14 protein-coding genes are annotated in these 13,631 nt (G+C 70.7%); 6 read left to right on the top strand and 8 right to left on the bottom strand.

Annotated features, from left to right (window positions below; translation table 11 throughout):
- Positions 1-144: 144 nt before the first annotated feature.
- Positions 145-2,121, top strand: a complete 1,977-nt coding sequence (locus B7K26_RS01150) for an MFS transporter (RefSeq protein WP_084076855.1) — start codon at positions 145-147, stop codon at positions 2,119-2,121.
- A gap of 48 nt (positions 2,122-2,169) precedes the next feature.
- Here B7K26_RS01150 and B7K26_RS01155 read toward each other — a convergent pair whose 3' ends face one another.
- The 4 genes from B7K26_RS01155 to B7K26_RS01170 all read right to left on the bottom strand — a co-directional run bounded on the left by B7K26_RS01155 (position 2,170) and on the right by B7K26_RS01170 (position 5,200).
- On the bottom strand, positions 2,170-2,724 hold the full coding sequence (locus B7K26_RS01155; protein ID WP_084076856.1) for a helix-turn-helix domain-containing protein: 555 nt from the start codon (positions 2,722-2,724) through the stop codon (positions 2,170-2,172).
- A gap of 66 nt (positions 2,725-2,790) precedes the next feature.
- Entirely contained in the window at positions 2,791-3,291 is a 501-nt protein-coding gene (locus B7K26_RS01160; protein WP_084076857.1) for an isoprenylcysteine carboxylmethyltransferase family protein, read from the bottom strand.
- Positions 3,291-4,370 carry a 1-acyl-sn-glycerol-3-phosphate acyltransferase gene (locus B7K26_RS01165; RefSeq protein ID WP_084076858.1) on the bottom strand — a complete coding sequence of 360 codons (1,080 nt, stop codon included), beginning with the start codon at positions 4,368-4,370 and terminating at the stop codon, positions 3,291-3,293. Before B7K26_RS01165 ends, B7K26_RS01160 begins: the two co-directional genes overlap by 1 nt.
- On the bottom strand, positions 4,370-5,200 hold the full coding sequence (locus B7K26_RS01170) for a patatin-like phospholipase family protein (RefSeq protein ID WP_084076859.1): 831 nt from the start codon (positions 5,198-5,200) through the stop codon (positions 4,370-4,372). The genes B7K26_RS01165 and B7K26_RS01170 overlap by 1 nt, the downstream gene beginning before the upstream one ends.
- A 160-nt stretch (positions 5,201-5,360) precedes the next feature.
- On the opposite strand from B7K26_RS01170, the gene B7K26_RS01175 reads away from it, so the two are divergent.
- From B7K26_RS01175 to B7K26_RS01185, 3 genes are all read left to right on the top strand, one after another.
- Positions 5,361-5,990 (top strand): sigma-70 family RNA polymerase sigma factor, encoded by a 630-nt coding sequence (locus tag B7K26_RS01175; protein ID WP_084076860.1) that lies wholly within the window; start codon positions 5,361-5,363, stop codon positions 5,988-5,990.
- On the top strand, positions 5,987-6,865 hold the full coding sequence (locus B7K26_RS01180; RefSeq protein ID WP_159449609.1) for an anti-sigma factor domain-containing protein: 879 nt from the start codon (positions 5,987-5,989) through the stop codon (positions 6,863-6,865). The genes B7K26_RS01175 and B7K26_RS01180 overlap by 4 nt, the downstream gene beginning before the upstream one ends.
- A gap of 64 nt (positions 6,866-6,929) precedes the next feature.
- A complete protein-coding gene (locus tag B7K26_RS01185; RefSeq protein ID WP_084076862.1) occupies positions 6,930-7,502 on the top strand; it encodes a dienelactone hydrolase family protein in 573 nt (190 codons plus the stop codon).
- Positions 7,503-7,538: 36 nt separating this feature from the next.
- Here B7K26_RS01185 and B7K26_RS01190 read toward each other — a convergent pair whose 3' ends face one another.
- The 4 genes from B7K26_RS01190 to B7K26_RS01205 all read right to left on the bottom strand — a co-directional run bounded on the left by B7K26_RS01190 (position 7,539) and on the right by B7K26_RS01205 (position 11,577).
- Positions 7,539-8,027, bottom strand: a complete 489-nt coding sequence (locus tag B7K26_RS01190; protein WP_084076863.1) for an aminoacyl-tRNA deacylase — start codon at positions 8,025-8,027, stop codon at positions 7,539-7,541.
- Between the two features lie 8 nt (positions 8,028-8,035).
- On the bottom strand, positions 8,036-8,449 hold the full coding sequence (locus B7K26_RS01195) for a hypothetical protein (protein WP_143340395.1): 414 nt from the start codon (positions 8,447-8,449) through the stop codon (positions 8,036-8,038).
- 144 nt (positions 8,450-8,593) lie between these two features.
- Positions 8,594-9,937, bottom strand: a complete 1,344-nt coding sequence (locus B7K26_RS01200; protein WP_084076865.1) for a DUF2130 domain-containing protein — start codon at positions 9,935-9,937, stop codon at positions 8,594-8,596.
- A gap of 2 nt (positions 9,938-9,939) precedes the next feature.
- A complete protein-coding gene (locus B7K26_RS01205) occupies positions 9,940-11,577 on the bottom strand; it encodes a DUF222 domain-containing protein (RefSeq protein ID WP_159449563.1) in 1,638 nt (545 codons plus the stop codon).
- Positions 11,578-11,777: 200 nt separating this feature from the next.
- On the opposite strand from B7K26_RS01205, the gene B7K26_RS01210 reads away from it, so the two are divergent.
- Together B7K26_RS01210 and B7K26_RS01215 are read left to right on the top strand one after the other, a co-directional pair.
- Positions 11,778-12,353: a GNAT family N-acetyltransferase gene (locus tag B7K26_RS01210; RefSeq protein WP_084076867.1), complete on the top strand. Its 576-nt coding sequence runs from the start codon at positions 11,778-11,780 to the stop codon at positions 12,351-12,353.
- Positions 12,354-12,446: 93 nt separating this feature from the next.
- Positions 12,447-13,631 (top strand): exonuclease domain-containing protein, encoded by a 1,185-nt coding sequence (locus tag B7K26_RS01215; protein ID WP_159449564.1) that lies wholly within the window; start codon positions 12,447-12,449, stop codon positions 13,629-13,631.

Here is a 13,631-nt window from a genome sequence, read left to right on the forward strand (position 1 = left end):
ATCCGTGGAACTCGTGTGCCCGCGCGAGAGTTACCCTGGCAGTGGACACCCGCTGTCCCCCACCACACCTATCCCCGGAACCGTGGCTCTTGGAGCCGCGGTTTCCTTGCGTGCCCTCGCAGTCAGTCCCCGAAGGAGGTCCCCGTGAGCACCGAGCCGTACCCCGATCAGGAGCGCACCGCACCTGAGTCGGGCGACACCATGACCGACACCCTCGAGATGTCGGTCGTGGATCTGGCGCAGGCGCTTGCCGAGGACCCCGAGGGCTTCCTGGATCGCGACAACGCGGCGACGGCGGAGCTGCCGTCGGCCGATGGCGATGTGGAGCCCGAGGCCGCGACCGGGCCGCTCGAGTGGGCCGCGGGGGTGCTGGGCTGGGGCGGCGAGTCCGACGACGCCGAGGCCGACGACGAGTACGCGGCCACCGTCTTCACCGAGGCCGATGCGCAGCGCGTCGAGGAGATCCTCGAGGCCGAGGACGCGCTCCTTGCCACCGCGGAGGACGCCGCGGCCGACGAGCCGGACTCCCCGATGGATGTGCCTCGCGACGCCGTTCCCGGCGACGAGGCTCCTGGGGTCGACGGCGCCGGCGTCGAGGGCGCTGGTGCCGAGGGCGCGACGTCCGACCCGGTCGCGTACGACTACGACGCCTACGAGCCGGCGACCTACGACGCCGAGCCCACGACCGTGGCCGTGCCGATCGTCGGCGGTACCACGGAGGCGGTCCTCCTCGAGGAGCCCGTCCCCGGCACGCGCGACGAGGCAGCGCTCACGCTCACGCCGCGGCGCGCGAAGATCGCGCTCACGGTGCTCGCCGTCGCCGCCTTCGCCGCGGGAGTCAACGAGGGTGCCGTGGTGGCCCTCACGTCGGCGATCGCCTCCGGCCTGTCGGTGTCCGTCGAGTCCGTGGGGCTCCTCGCGACGGCATTCGCGCTGACCGTGGTGGTCGCGGCAGTGCCGCTGACGCTCGCCACCAAGCGCATGAGCCGCAAGGTGGCGCTGACCTCCGCGCTCGGCGTGTGGACCGCGGGAGTCACCATCGCGGCGACGGCGGGAAGCATCGAGATGCTCGCCGTGGGCCGCGTGGTCACGGCCGGCGCGCACGCCCTGTTCTGGGCGATGGTCGCGCCGATGGCAGCGAGCCTCTTCGCCCCACACCTGCGTGCACGGTCAGTGACGGGCATCATGATGGGCTCCGCGGCCGCCGGCGTCGCGGGCACGCCCGTCGTGACGACGCTGGGCACACAGTTGGGCTGGCAGGTGCCGTTCTACGCCCTCGCCGTGCTGGGCGTGGGCCTCACCTTCGCGATGGCCTTCGCGCTGCCGGGATCGCGCGGCGGCACCTCGACCGCCGCCGTCCTGGGCGACATCCCGCACCGCGGCGCGTTCTTCCGCGTCCTCACGGTCGCGTTCCTGGTCTCGGTCGCCATGTCCACCACCTGGACCTACGTGGTGCCGTTCTACACGGAGGTCGCGGGCATCTCGATCTCGATGGTGCCGGTGATGTTCGCCCTGGGAGGCACGCTCGCCGTCGGCGCGACGTTCGCCATCGGCAACGTGCTGGGCCGCCACGCGGTGCGCACCGTCGCCGTGGGTGGCGCCATCATGGGCCTGGGCTGGGTCGCCTTCATGGTGGGCACCGCCTGGGCCGCCATCGCCGGCCAGATCTGCCTGTCCGTCGGGTGGGCGGTGCTTGTCGCGGCGCTGCTGAACTGGGCGATGCGCCACGCACCCTGGCGCACCGAGATCGCGGGCGGCGTCTACACGTCGACCGCGAACGCTGGCTCGGCCCTCGGGCCGCTGCTGGGCGCGGCGATCGCGGGAGCTTTCTCCACCGCGATCCTGCCGTGGGTGTCGCTCGCACTCACCATCGTCGCCGGCGTCGTCATCGCCACGGTCGACCGCCGCACGCTCGCCGCCCTCGCCGTCCCGCGCCAGGTGCGCATGGCCCGCCGCAACCTCGTGGAGGTGCAGCAGCGCCGCCGCGAGTGGCGGGTGCAGCGCAAGGAGCTCGCGCGCCTCGACCGCGAGGAGGCCGTCTGGTACCGGATCGAGGCTCAGCGGCGCATGGACACTGTGCCGCGCGAGATCGCGCTGGACCGCTCCCTGCTCATGCGCTGAGCCGGGCCGCGCCCCTGGCGAGTCGGCAGCACCCGGGAGGAACGGCGCTCAGGCGTCGGCGCCGCGCTCCACGGGGGCGTCGGGAATCATCGCGACGTTGAGCGAGTACGGCTGGGCGCCGTCGCGCCGCGGCTTGTCCTCGTACTTGGCGTAGAGCGCGGCGAGGTCCCTTCCCAGCTCGTCGGCCTCGGCCTTGGTGAGCCACGTGCCGCCGTTGCGCACCGAGAGGAACTCGTTCCTCCAGGAGCCGTCGTCGCGCGAGCCCACGAACCGGGACGTGGTGGCGACAAGGTGATCGGCGAAGGCCTGCAGGGTGGCGAGGAACTCCTCCGGCGTGCCGGAGGTGAACTCCTCGTTGGTCATCATGGCGGCCTGCGCGACGGTCCGGTAGGTGCGCTCCATGGCGCCCCCGCGGCGCTCGGAGCTGACCACCTCGATCACGCCCGCGTCCTTCAACTGCGCAATCGCGCGGTACAGCGACGCCTGCGGCACCTCGGGCATCATGCGCTGCAGGTCGCGCGTGGTGAGGGAGTCGCCGCTCAGCGCGATGACGACGCGCATGCGCACCGGATGAAGCAGCAGACGCGCGCGGTCGGTTCCCATGTCGCCACTCTAGCGGGGCAAACGCCCGTCCGAGGGGCATCCGGGACATACCCGACAGCCGTCGGTTCAGGCCCGCGCGCGCCCGATCCCCGGCAAGAACTTTCCCGTGCGCGCGGCATACTCCGCGTACCCCGGGTAGGCGTCGCGGAGGTAACGCTCCTCGGCCCGCGTCTTGACCTCGAAGAACACGCACAGAGCCGCCACGGCGAGGTAGCAGGTCCACTTTCCCGAGCCCACCGCGACGCCCAGGCAGATGACGTCGAGCGCCGTGTACATGGGATGGCGCACCCAGCGATAGAGGCCGGCGGCCACCATCCCCTCGCCGTTGGGCACGGGTGAGGGGGTAAGCGAGCCGTCGAGCGAGCGGCCCGTTGAGAGGACCCCTGCCGCGCCGACGAGCACCGGGACGAGCGACAGCCACAGCGAGGCCGCCCACTCCCCGCCGGGGGCGGGAAGGAGCGCCGTCACCGCCACCAGCAGGAACATGAAGCCCTGGAGGGCGACCATCCCCCAGCGGCCCTCGCGCACGAAGGCCAGCCAGTGCATCGGGCTGCCGCCGCCCGCCATCAGCCGCGCCTCCGGCCCGCGCCGGCGCCGCTCGCGTGAGCCGACACCTCGGGCTGGTGGTCGTCGATCCAGGCGTCGACGGTCTCCCACCAGTCGTACAGCCACGCCTCGCGCTCCTCGCGGCCGGCCGGGATCTCGTCGGGCATCGCCGTCCAACCCTGGAGGGTGATCCTCTTGTCGACCGGCAACTCGCGCCACACGTCGCGCACCGTGGAGAGCCGCTCGAGGCCCGTGTGGGCGACGACCATCACGGCCGCGTCGGGGCAGGCCTCGATGGCGGCGAGCACGCCGCCGGGGTGGGGAGGCATGACGTGGGGCATCGCGTCGGCCCTGTCCGCGAGCGCGTCGCGGCCGGCGGCCCGCAGCTGCGCGATGCGCTTGGCGCGCCTGCCGGGGGTCGCGTTCGCGCCCTCGGGGAAGATGAGGAGGGCGTCCTCCGGCTGGAGGTCGCTCGCCATCGCCGCGATCGACAGCGCGCCGCTGGGTGCACCCTTGCGCCGTGAGCGCCGGGGCGCCACGAAGCGGGTGGGGACGCGGTTGAGCAGGACGTCGACGGCCGGGTCCCACTGCAGGGTGTCCTTCAGGACGATGGCCGGCTCGCGCTTGAAGCGGTTAATGAGGGACTCGACGATGATGAACGAGTCCCCCGGCCCCGCGTGGCGAGACACCACGATCAGCGGCCGCCCCTCGGCGACGGCGTCGATGTCCCACTCGCGGGTGTCGATCTCGAGGCGCAGCGTCCAGCGCGCCGCCTGGAACAGCGACCGCAGCATGGTTCCCGCGAGCGCGTAATGCTGGCGCTGGAACCACGGCTCGCGCACCTTCCACCCGAAGCCCGAGATGATCCACAGGCCGAGCATCCACACGAGCGCCACGGCGTCCCACAGCAGGTACAGGCCCGCCATGAACAGGACGCGCAGGATGCGCACGCGGCCCGGCAGGGCCCACGCCACGACGCCGGCGACGACGATGACCAGCCACGCCGTCATCGGCAGCCACACGAACGCGAGGGCCACGATGAGCGGCGCGATGACGCAGCGGCGCACCCACACCGGGGGCAGCCTCCAGTAGCGCGACATCAGCGGCCCACCCCCGCGGAGGCGAGGTAGGCGCCGGTCGCCTCGTAGGCGGCGTCCATGCGCGCGCGCACGGTGTCGAGGCGGCGGAACGAGCCGAGTTTCTCGTCGCCGTCCTGGGCCCCTCCGTACGGAAGGACGTGCACGGTGACGCCCGCGGGGACATCGGCCATATCCCTCGCGAAGCGATGCCGGCGCGAGATCTCGAAGGCGACCTTGGCGACGTCGGACGGCTTCTCGGGGGCGCTCAGCGGCTCCTCGATGCGCCCCACCTGGAGCACGAACACCTCGTCGGCGCCGCGCCTGATCGCCTCGCCCAGCGGGATCGAGTTCACGACGCCGCCGTCGATGTAGTGCTCGCCGCCGATGACGGTGGGCGGCAGGGCTGCGGGGACGGAGGCCGAGGCGAGGACAGCGTCGACCACGGGCCCGGAGTCGAACCAGGTCTCGGCCGCGCGCTCGATGGACGCCGCGCACACCGCGAACGGCACCCGCAGGTCCTCGAAGGTGGCGTCCGCGCCGACGAGGCCGGCGATCATCTCGCGCAGCGGCGCCGGGTTGGACAAGTGGGTGCGCGACTTCGCGAGGCGGCGCAGCTGACGCGGCCACCACTCGCCGTAGATGGCCGATGCCGTGGGGGCATGCCACGCCTCGTCGAGCGTGTCGATGACGCTCGGGGTGGGGTCGTGGGCCACGGCGGCGCCGTTCAGGGCGCCGATGCTGGTGCCGACGATGAGGTCCGGCGTCACCCCCGCCTCGAACAGGGCACGCAGCATGCCGACCTCGACGGCGCCGCGCACGCCGCCACCTCCCAGGACGAATCCGACGGTCATATCCCCAGGCTAGTGGCGAGGTGCGACACGCCACCCATCCACCGCATCGGCCGCGCCGAATACCCGGTGACACGCGGCACCGGCCGGGGAACCCTCCCTCCGGCGCCGCATGAGCGAGGATGGCCGCGGACACTCACGCGAGCCACAGGGACGGGGACGGATGACGACGGACGAGGAGGAGGGCATGGAGCGACATCTGCGCGCGGTGCCCGCCGCCGCGCAGGCCCCGGCGGACCCGGCGGTGGCCATGGCAGCGCTGCTGGAACGCACCGCGCTGGGCGACACGGCGGCCTACGAGGAGCTGTACGGCCTCGTCGCGGGCGCGGTGTTCGGCCTCGCGCTACGCATCGTGCGCGACCGCGACATGGCGGAGGACGTGGCCCAGGAGGCGCTTGTCGAGGTGTGGCGGCGCGCGGCGAGGTTCGATCGCGAGTCAGGGACCGCAAGGTCGTGGATCCTCACGATCGCCCACCGCAGGGCCGTCGACCGAGTGCGGTCCGAGCAGGCGCACACCACACGCGTCCAGGCGCAGGCACCCACGGTCGAGGTCGACCATGCCGGCCCCGAGGACGTGATCGACGACATGCATAGCGAGTGGCAGGCCGCGCGGGTGCGCGCCGGGCTCGCGACGCTGACGGACCGTCAACGCGAGGCGCTCGACCTGTGTTTCTACAAGGGCTTCACGCATCGCGAGGCCGCGAAGGCGCTGGGGATACCGTTGGGCACCGCGAAGGCAAGAATCAGGGATGGATTGATCAAGTTGCGAGATGGATGGGGAGGAGAGCGATGAGCGAGGAACTGCACACGCTCGCGGCGCCGTACGTCGTCGACGCCCTCGAGCCCGCCGAGCGCGACGCCTTCGAGGCCCACCTGGCCACCTGCGCGGACTGCCGCGAGGAGGTCGCCTCGCTGGCCCTCGCCACGGAGGAGCTCGCCGCGTCGCACGCGGTCACTCCCCCGCCGTCGCTGCGCGCGGCCGTCATGGCCGAGGTGAGCCGGACTCCGCAGCTGCCTCCCGTGGTTGAGCCTGTGGCCGAGCCGGCTGCTGAGCCTGCGGCCGATGCCGGGGCTACGGCCGATGCCGTGGCCGGGCGGACGGCGGGCGCGTCTGTCTCGTCTGCCGCACCTGCCGCATCGGTCGACGTCGTTGACGGCGACGCCGCCTCGGTGACGCCGCTCGCACGCCGCCGCGCGGGCCGGTCGCGGCGCTGGTGGATCGCGGCCCCGGTCGCCGCCGTCAGCCTCGCCGTCCTCGTGGTGGGAGGCGTGATGATCGCCGATGCCCGCTCCGACCGCGCCGCGCAGCAGGCCCTTGAGGCCGACGCGCTCGAGGTCGCCGGGGCATCGGACATGGAGGCCATGGCGATGGACCTGGGCACCGGGCGGCTCATGGTGAGCGCCGAGACGGGATCGGTCGCCCTGCTCGGTAGCAGCGCGCCGGTACCCGACGAGGGCCGCGAGTACCAGGTGTGGCTCGTCATGCGCGACGGTACCGTGGTCGCCGGGCCCACCTTCACCCCTGGCGCGGACGGCGACTACCTCGCGGTGTCGGACGCGGACGTGGCCCAGGTGGCGGCGGTGGCGCTGACGGAGGAGCCCGAGGGCGGTTCGGAGGCCCCCACCATGGAGCCCTTCGCGGTCACGGAGATGCCCGCCGAGGCCTGACGCGGTCCGCGGCGCGCGGCACGCTCGACGTGCGCGCGCCGCGGATCGGCGCGAGACTGACCCTATGGCGGAGATCCTGCTCTTCCACCACGCGCACGGCCTCACCGACGGGCTGAGCGCGTTTGCCGAGCGCCTGCGTGCCGACGGCCACACTGTCCACACTCCCGACACGTACGCGGGGCTGACGTTCGCCAATCTCGACGACGGCGTGGCCCACGCCGAGTCCATCGGCCGCGACGCCGTGGCCCACGTCGCGATGCGGGCGGCGCGCAAGCATCCCAACGCGACCGTCACCATCGGGTTCTCGCTGGGGTCGATGCAGGCGCAGATGCTCGCGCAGCACCGGCGCGGCATCCGCGGCTGCGTACTCGTGGGAGGGGCCATCCCTCCCGAGCACCTTGGTGGCCCCTGGCCTGCGCACCTGCCCGTGCAGGTCCACGTCGCCGACCCCGACGACTGGTGCACGCCCGACGAGGTCGAATCGCTTCGCCGCTCCGCGCCGCACGCGGAGGTCTTCACGTATGCGGGACGCGAGCACATGTTCGTGGACCCCACGCTTGCCGACTACGACGCCGATGCCGCCGACGCCTTCGAGGAGCGCGTCACGGGGTGGCTGAAGGCGCTCGACGCGTCGTAGGGCTCCGGCGGTCTGGTTCCGGCGCGCTGGCGGGGCCTAGGCCTGCTCGGTGACGTCGGCGACGGTCGCGCCGAGCACTTCAACCAGCACCGCGGGGTGGAGAGAGGCGGCGACGCCGTGCGCTCCCCCGCCGATCGACACGGGACCCTCACGGGAAACGATGAGACGGTCGGCGATGACGGGCCACGCGGTGGTCGCGCCGAACGGCGTGATGGTGCCGCGCTCGTAACCGGTCACGTCGCGCGCGACGTCCTTGTCCGGCATCGATAGGCGGCTGACTCCCAGTTGGTCGCGCAGCTTGGGCCAGCTGATCTGCCTGTCTCCCGGCACCAGCACGAACAGGAAGTCGCCGTCGCCGCGACGCACCACGAGGGTCTTCAGCACCTGGTACGGGTCGATGCCCCTGGCATCGGCCGCCTCCTCGAGGGAGCGCACGGGGCCGTGGACGGTCACCTCGTAGTCGATGCCGAGGTTCTCGAGGGCGCGCAGGGCGGGGGTGTCGGGGGCCTCGGCGGCATCGGCCATCCGCGAACTCAACCGACGCCGGCGGTGAAGGAGCCGCCCGAGGTCCCGGACTCGTTCACGATGTCGATGGCGAAGTAGGGGGCGATGTCGCCTGCCCACCAGTCGGCGAGGGCCTGGGTGGCGGACGGAATCCAGCCGTCGGTGATGGCGACGTAGGCGAGGGCGACCATGGCGGCGATGACGGCGGCCCGGATGAGGAGGGCCACCAGGTTGACGCCGGCGCGGGCATCGAAGTGTTCGACAGGCGCCAGGTGGGCGCGGGCGGCGTGCGCGGGGGCCGGATGATCCACGTCGTGTGCGGTGGGGGTGGCCTCGTGCAACCAGGCGGTGTCGGCCGGCGGGGCACTCGGCGAGGCGGGCTCGGTTGCGCGCCGGGCGGGACTGGGTCGCAGGGCTCTGATGGAGAGCTCGGGGACAGTCACGGTTCCTCCAAGGTGTGGGGACTGCGTGCCATCGCTTCAACTCTTTCAAAGTGCGGCGGATTCCGCTCGGCAGGTTGCGAAATCGTGATGTTCCAGATTCGGGAACATCCCTCCGCCCGTGCCCGTGTGTCTCCTCCTTGAGACTTACCCGGCCTCGCCCGGCCGCGCTGACTCGATCTCGGCGAACTTGGCGGCCATCGTCGGATTTCCACGGGTGAGCTTCTTGATGGTGAGGTCTTCGGCCTTGTCGTTGGCGAGGCGGAGGTTGTTGGCCGACTTGTGCAGCGCCTGCTTGGTCTTCTCGAGGTCCTTGATGGCCTCGTCGATACGCTTGACCGCCTCCTCGAAGCCGTCCGAGGCGAGGCGCCAGTTCCGCCCGAAGCGCTCCTTGAACTCGTCGAGTTCGCTTTCGAAGTTGGTGATGTCGATGTTCTGGGCGCGGACGAGCGCGAGCTCCTGCTTGTAGGCGAGCGCGCTCTGGGCGGCGTTGCGCAGCAGCGTGATGATCGGGATGAAGAACTGGGGGCGTACCACGTACATCTTGGGATAGCGGTGGGAGACGTCGACAATTCCCGAGTTGTAGAGCTCGTTGTCCGGCTCCAGCAACGTCACGAGCACCGCATACTCGCAGCCCTTCTCGTTGCGGTCCTTATCGAGTTCCTTGAAGAAGTCCTCGTTCTTGTGCTTGGTCGCGGTGGTGTCGGACTCGTTCTTCATCTCAAACATGATCGAGACGACCTCGGTCCCGTCCACATCCGACTCACGGAAGATGTAGTCGCCCTTCGACCCGCTCGATGCGTCGTTGTCCTTCTCGAAATAGGCGTTCTGGAAGCCCATGGGGCGCATGCGGTTGAACTCGTACTCGCAGTGCTGCTCGAGGGTCTCGCCAACCATCTTCGTGGACAGTCGCGCCTTCATGTCCTTGAGCCGCTCGATGGCGTCGTCGCGGTCCTTGATCTGGACCTCGCGGGCGGCGAGCTCGGCGGCGTGCTTCTCCTTGAGGGCCGCCTCGGCGTGCGACTTCTCGAGCGCGGACTTCTCGAGCGAGTGCTGAAGTTCCGTGATCTGCGCCGACTGGGCGGCGGCGGCCTTCTGCAGTTCGGCGGCGAGCTTGGCCTCGGCAAGTTCGGCGGCCGATGCGCTGGTCGCCTTGGCCTGCTCCACCTGAGCCGCGAGGGCGTCTCGCTCCTTCTCGACGACCTTGAGGGCGTCGGCGACGGCAAGCTGCTGGCGAGTGCCCGATGCCTCGAGCTGCGCCTTGAGCTCCTGAATCTCCGCGTCCTTAGCCGAGGCGGCCTTCTGGGACTCCGCGGCCGCGCGGGAGGTCGCGAGGTCGACCGCCGCCTTCTTGTCGGCCTCGGCGAGGTGCAGGCGCTTCTCGAGTTCGGCGTCGAACTCCTTGGTGCGGACCTGGTTCACGATGTCCGCGTAGCCCGCCTCGTCGACGGTGAAGGCCTTCCCACAGTGCGGGCAGGTGATCTCGTGCATGCCTAGCTCCTCCTCGTTGCCTGCGAGTGTAGGCGGGCTCGGCGGCCCGGCGGCCCGAGGGTTTCCGCGTGGCGGCGGGCGGGCGCGCGACTCCGCGATGGCGTTCGCCCGGACATTTGGCGTGCACCTCCAGAGGCTGCCCGGACAGCGTGGCTCTCTTCGACCACTCCGTGCGCCAGATAGCCGACCAGTTCTTCGACCGCCTCATCGGCCGGAGTCTTTACGGAATCGTCACGCGCCTCGACCCGCATCGACACGCAGGGCTCCCGCCGCACCAGCGGACACGCGCCACCGCCCCGCTCCCTCGGCTCGTCGACGGCGTCGACTTCCGCGGCGTCGGCTCCCCGCGGCACCTCGGGTTCCAACGGATAGACATCGAACAGCCGTCTGCCGCCCGGGCGTCGTCGACGGGCGGGATCGACCTCGGCCGGAGGTATGAACCACACCTCGCTCGCGGTGGCCTCGATCTTCCAACCCGCCCGGTGCACGTCGTGGTGGCACCGCACGCAGAGCATGACCCCGTTGGCCAGGTCGGTCCGGCCGCCGTGCGCCCAATGAACGAGATGGTGAGCGTCACACCACGAGGGCGGCGCACCGCACATCGCGCAGCCGCCGTCCCGCTCGACGAGCGCCAGCTTCTGCTCGGAGCTGAACAGCCGCACCTTGACGCCCTGATCGAGCACCTCGGACTTGCTTCCCAGCACCTGCGGGACCACACCAGCCGCGGCTGCAGCGCGTCGAAGCGCTCCGGCGTCGATGCTGGCCGCGTGTCCGTCGACGGATGCCCCGCCCAGGCCCTGACGCAGTTGTTCGAGACTCGTCCGCACCACCAGCGTCACGCCGGCGCGAGGCAGCACTGTCACCTCACACCCCAGGAGGTGGCGTGCGAAGTCGCCCATGGCATCGGCCCGCACCTGTTCGGGCGTGCGCTCGTCGACGATGACGGACTCCCCCGCCTTCGCCGCGTCCTGCATGCGCTTGCGCAGGCGGAAGTTCTGATTGACCATCGCCTGCATCGCGGCGACGAGGGGCGCGCCGTTCTCAGGGTCGAGCCGGCCGTTGATGGTGACCATGCCATCGGCCGCCTCCCCGATGCGCAGGAAGCGCCGCTCGCGGCGCTCCTGAGCGAGGGCGTCGCGATGCTCGGCGTCGAGCCGCTCCTCGGTGCGCGTGATGAGACCGGCAAGCCGTTCGAGGCGCATGTAGCGCGCGGAGAAGACGAGGTCGCGCTCCGCGGCGGCGAGGGCCGATGCCTCGACACGCTTCCCGACCCGGCGCAGCATCCGGGTGATCATGGTCGACGCCTCGACGCTCAGCTCGCCCGCGTTCACGGCGCGTGCCACCTCGGGGAACACGGGCATAGGCCGCTCGGTGATTGTCTCGACTGCGGGCTCGCCACGCTCGACCCGCTCGGCGTCGCGAAGGGTCTCGCCGAGCTCGATGAGGCGGCTGGCATCGGCCGCGGAGCCTCCAGTCTGGGACGAGACAAGTCCGCGCTCGTCACCCCTGCCGCGCCCGCGCGCCAACCCGACCTTGCCGGCCTTCGCTCGCGACCGAGCGGCCTGTTCGGCCGCCACGACGGCCATCATGCGATCGGCATCCTTGCGCACGACACCGACCGCGACGGCGAGCGCGACCAAGTCGTCGTCGCCCATGCCGCTGACACCCGCATGAGTGAGGGGGCGCCGCTCCGACAGCGCGCGCCGCACCCGCGCGTCCCACTCGTCACCGGAACGCGCGCCCGGAACGACTCCCGTGGGAGCCGCCTGCGCCGTCGTCTCGGTCATGACTCCATCAGATCAGAGGGGTCTGACATCGCGGATTGCGCGACACTGAATGGATGAGCATCGAGGTGCGCGCGGCGACCGACTTCGCGGATGTGGCCACGCTCGTGGGGCCCAAGAAGCCCTCGTCGAACGTGTGTTTCTGCCTCAGCTACCGCATCGGCTCCAAGGAGAACCAGGTGCTGCGAGGGCCGGCTCGGGCCGATCGGGTGCGCGAGCTCTGCGCCCAAGATCCCGCGCCCGGAGTCATCGCCTATAGCGATGGCGAGCCCGTGGGGTGGGCGGCGGTGCACCCGCGCGCGGCGACGAGCTTCGCGCGCAACCGACTGATACCGCATGTCGACGACCTCGACGTCTGGTCGTTGTGGTGCATCCGCGTGCGGCCTGGGCACAGGAAGCAGGGCATCTCGCACGCGCTCGTTGAGGGCGCGGTGGCTCACGCTCGTGAACAGGGCGCGCCCGCCATCGAGGCGTATCCGGTCGATAACCAGGGAGAACGCGTCGACCTCACCATGGCGTACGTCGGCACGCGCGCGCTGTTCGAGAAGGCGGGGTTCACGAAGGCCGCGGACACCGGCTCCGTGTTGAACGGGTTTCCGCGGGTACTGATGCGGCTCGACCTGCGCGGTTGAGCAACGCTGGCCCCCACGCCGATGGTCCCGCCTCAGCAGGCATCACCGCCGATACGATCACGCGGGAGACTTCGCGACCTGAGGAGAGCGGCAATGGCGGGATATGCAGTCATCGACCTCGAAACAACGGGCTTTGCGTACAAGAGCCTCGACCGGATCTGCGAGATTGCCGTCGTACTCGTCGACCATGACGGGCGACGCGAGGACGCGTACTCGACCCTCGTCAACCCCATGCGGGATCTCGGCGCCCAGCACATCCACGGCATCGATGCCACGGACGCCCGCGTCGCACCGACCTTCGATCGCTTGATCGGCGACCTCACGGAACTCTTGGGGGGACGCACGATCGTCGCGCACAATGCGGCCTTCGATGTGCGATTCCTCGCAGCTGAGTACTCGCGCGCCGGGTTTGCCGTGAACCTCACTCCGGCGGACGCTGTGTGCACCATGCAGCTCGCCCGCGAAGTCGGCATCCCGCCGAAACTCGGCGAGGCATGCCGGCATGTCGGCATTCCTCTCAACGATGCGCACGCGGCGCTTGCCGACGCAGAGGCAACGGCCCGGCTTTTCGCAAGCTATCGAACGTTCAGCGCTGTCGAGAGGCGGTGGCACAGCCTTAGTTCGACAGGCTCAGGCGTTGCCTGGCCAGCGCTGCCTCCACTTCGCACACCGGCCGTCGGACGCGGGGCGACCCGGGCGGGTAGCGGCCTCCTTGAGTCGGTCGTGGCGCGGTTCGATGCCGCCCACCATGGGGACGGCGAGGCCCAGTACATCGAGGCGCTCGCACGGGTGCTGCTCGACCGCAAGATCACCGCAGAAGAGAAGCGAGACCTTGCTCGGGTGGCAGACTCTGCGGGCCTCTCCGCCGACGACTGCGCGCGACTTCACCGGACCTACTTACTGGGCATCGTCGATGTCGCGTGCGATGACGATGTCCTCACGGCTGACGAGCGCGCCTACATCGTCCAGCTGGCAAACTTCCTCGGTCTCGCCGACCTCGAAGTCGAGGCATTACTCGCTCACGCGAGCGCGAAGGTTTCCTCTGTCTCCGACGCGGTCACCTTCGACGAGGGTTCACTGGTGGTGTTCACCGGTCACTCCGCTGCAGACAAGGCTCGCCTCACGGCCTTGGCCAACGCGCGAGGTCTAGTGGTGTGGCCCGGCGTGAAGAAGGGCGTCTCCGCCGTCATCGCCAAGGATCCAGGGACTAATTCGGGAAAGGCCAAGAAGGCACGCGACATGGGCATACCCGTCGTGGGGCCGGACGTCCTCGCCTAG

The organism is Demequina sp. NBRC 110057 (genome assembly GCF_002090175.1).
Classification (GTDB): Bacteria; Actinomycetota; Actinomycetes; order Actinomycetales; family Demequinaceae; genus Demequina.

Coding starts and splice junctions, on each gene's coding strand:
- B7K26_RS01215 (WP_159449564.1), top strand. CDS start 12,447: ATGGCGGGATATGCAGTCATCGACCTCGAAACAACGGGCTTTGCGTAC.
- B7K26_RS01160 (WP_084076857.1), bottom strand. CDS start 3,291: ATGGCGGGCGGCGGCAGCCCGATGCACTGGCTGGCCTTCGTGCGCGAG.
- B7K26_RS01170 (WP_084076859.1), bottom strand. CDS start 5,200: ATGACCGTCGGATTCGTCCTGGGAGGTGGCGGCGTGCGCGGCGCCGTC.
- B7K26_RS01180 (WP_159449609.1), top strand. CDS start 5,987: ATGAGCGAGGAACTGCACACGCTCGCGGCGCCGTACGTCGTCGACGCC.
- B7K26_RS01185 (WP_084076862.1), top strand. CDS start 6,930: ATGGCGGAGATCCTGCTCTTCCACCACGCGCACGGCCTCACCGACGGG.
- B7K26_RS01175 (WP_084076860.1), top strand. CDS start 5,361: ATGACGACGGACGAGGAGGAGGGCATGGAGCGACATCTGCGCGCGGTG.
- B7K26_RS01165 (WP_084076858.1), bottom strand. CDS start 4,370: ATGTCGCGCTACTGGAGGCTGCCCCCGGTGTGGGTGCGCCGCTGCGTC.
- B7K26_RS01190 (WP_084076863.1), bottom strand. CDS start 8,027: ATGGCCGATGCCGCCGAGGCCCCCGACACCCCCGCCCTGCGCGCCCTC.
- B7K26_RS01200 (WP_084076865.1), bottom strand. CDS start 9,937: ATGCACGAGATCACCTGCCCGCACTGTGGGAAGGCCTTCACCGTCGAC.
- B7K26_RS01155 (WP_084076856.1), bottom strand. CDS start 2,724: ATGGGAACCGACCGCGCGCGTCTGCTGCTTCATCCGGTGCGCATGCGC.
- B7K26_RS01210 (WP_084076867.1), top strand. CDS start 11,778: ATGAGCATCGAGGTGCGCGCGGCGACCGACTTCGCGGATGTGGCCACG.